General features: G+C 47.2%; 2 protein-coding genes. Both read left to right on the top strand.

The window, feature by feature from the left end; genetic code table 11:
* Nucleotides 1-176 precede the first annotated feature (176 nt).
* A complete protein-coding gene (locus Q0294_RS15490) occupies nt 177-896 on the top strand; it encodes a hypothetical protein (RefSeq protein ID WP_299467252.1) in 720 nt (239 codons plus the stop codon).
* Between the two features lie 338 nt (nt 897-1,234).
* On the top strand, nt 1,235-2,113 hold an 879-nt coding region (locus Q0294_RS15485), incomplete at its 3' end, for a flagellar basal body P-ring protein FlgI (RefSeq protein ID WP_299467250.1).

Raw genomic sequence — 2,113 nt, 5'->3', positions numbered from 1 at the left:
CTAACAATGTTCTTATTATCATGGCGCAATGGGGCTGGTTTGAAAACTGTTTCGACAAAGATATTCTGCGATCGACCAAAGAGACCATTTCAGCGAAAACTGGCATGGACTGTTAAAGAACTGTCTGTTAGAACACTGGCCGGGTTCGTCTTTCAAAACTGGAAATGGAGTTCTGCATGTTTACAAGATTTTTTGTTGTATTGTTTTGTTTGACAGGAATACATGACCTTTGTCTGGCAGAGACCTCAGCACCTGTTCCCAGACATCAGCCGAAAGACGATGCGGCGATTTTGGCTAAAGTAAAAACGATTCAATTTGGTCCCTTCGAGTTAAAGGCAAAAGATCTGAAATTGAGTTCCACGTATGATGATCAGAATCGAATCAGTCTCACCGGCAACGCTCAGCTTACGTGTGGGCAAACCCGGTTTTCGGCAGACCGAATTGAGGTTTCTTATAAGGATCAACAAGATCTGGGAATGAGTCTGGAAGGTAATATCGAAATTGAAAACGAGCGGGATCAGCTGCGGCTGTTTGCACGGTATGCCAGCCTGATTAATCATGCTCAGGGGCGTTTGGTGATTTTAGGTAGTAGAGACCGAGAGCATGTCACTCTGCTGCGAACCAGCAATCAGAAAACGACTCAGATTGAAGCCTCCAGAATTCAGCTCCTTTTTTCCAACCTACATACACTGCGAATTACTGCCTTTGATAACGTCAGTATTACAGAACGCCTGGCCAGATCGACTGATCTGGTGGAAATTGAGCCCTCAGCCCAGAGTGAATTTGATTTCTTTGACGGGATTTCGATTACTGAGGTCCAGATTGATTCGAAAAAAAGCCAAAACAGGACTCGTCAGTCGCGCACGGAAGCTGAGAAACTGCAACTGCTTAAATAAGCTTTTGCAAAAACGATCCACTCCGAAGGTCCCAATACAGAGAACAATCTCTGCTGTTTTCCAATCTGAAAAACGCTCTTGACCCGTTTTTCGCTTTACAATAAGCTTCCGATCCACATAACTCTCTCTCTCAAATCAAATCTCAATTCTCTTCAGGTTTTCTGCTTTGTCGATTCCGGCACTGTTTGATCACTCAAGTCGTAGTTCAGTTTTCCTAACTGGATAAGGGCAGGTTTTATAAACGCCTGGCTGCTTGAGGATCTCATTGCGTTCGGAACCGGTCTCTGTTGAAAACAAACTTTCTGAAAAGACTATTTTCTCACAAACGGGGTCGTACTGTGAAGAACTCTGTCAATCTATTCATCGTTGTAATCACGCTGGCAGCCGGTATTTCGGGGTGTCAGAAACTCAATTTGAACCCGGCCAACTGGTGGAACCCGGCCAGCCTGCGTTCGCAAAGTCCTGATGAGGAAACTTCCGAAACGGAAGATTTTGAGTCGAAAGTGGAAACCCCTTTCGTCGGAGATTACACACAAATTACCGGTAAAAACCTGATTGCGCTACAAGGCGTGGGGCTGGTGACCGGCTTGAAAGGGACGGGCGGCAATCCTCCTCCCTCGGTGCATCGTGAAGCGTTACTGCGCGAGATGCGTCGTCGGAATGTCAAAAACCCGAACCAGATCTTACGCGATCCTTCCACGGCGCTGGTGATTGTAAAAGCATATCTGCCTCCTTTGATAAAAAAAGGAGAGCCGTTTGATGTGGAAGTTTATCTGCCCGGAAACAGTGAAGCGACCAGCCTGGAAGGGGGCTGGTTAATGGAATCTTACCTCGCGGAACAGGCCATGATTCAGGGACGCGGTCTCCTGAAAGGTCATATTCTCGCGAAGGCACAAGGTGCGATTTTGATTCCGCCGATCTCGGAAGAAGACCGGAAAGAAGGAGTGGCCGGCATTCTGCGTCGTGGTCGCATTCTGTCAGGCGGTATTTCCGTTGCGGAAGATCGCGATCTGGCATTGTACCTGCGAAATGATTTCAAAAGTATTCGAAACGCGCAACGTATTGCGGATCGAATCGGCGGTCGGTTCCACCACTTTGACAAATTCGGCATCGAAGAGCCACTGGCGGAAGCCAAGACCGATAAAAAAGTCGTCTTGAAGCTGAAGCCCCGCTATAAACACAACGATTCACGCTATCTGCAGGTCGTACGAAATATT

This window comes from uncultured Gimesia sp. (assembly GCF_937919775.1).
In the GTDB taxonomy this organism is placed as follows: domain Bacteria; phylum Planctomycetota; class Planctomycetia; order Planctomycetales; family Planctomycetaceae; genus Gimesia.
This window is presented reverse-complemented; position numbering and strand designations above follow the sequence as displayed.

What these genes read in the sequence shown, in the direction of transcription:
- Q0294_RS15490 (WP_299467252.1), top strand. Translation starts at nt 177, where the DNA reads ATGTTTACAAGATTTTTTGTTGTATTGTTTTGTTTGACAGGAATACAT.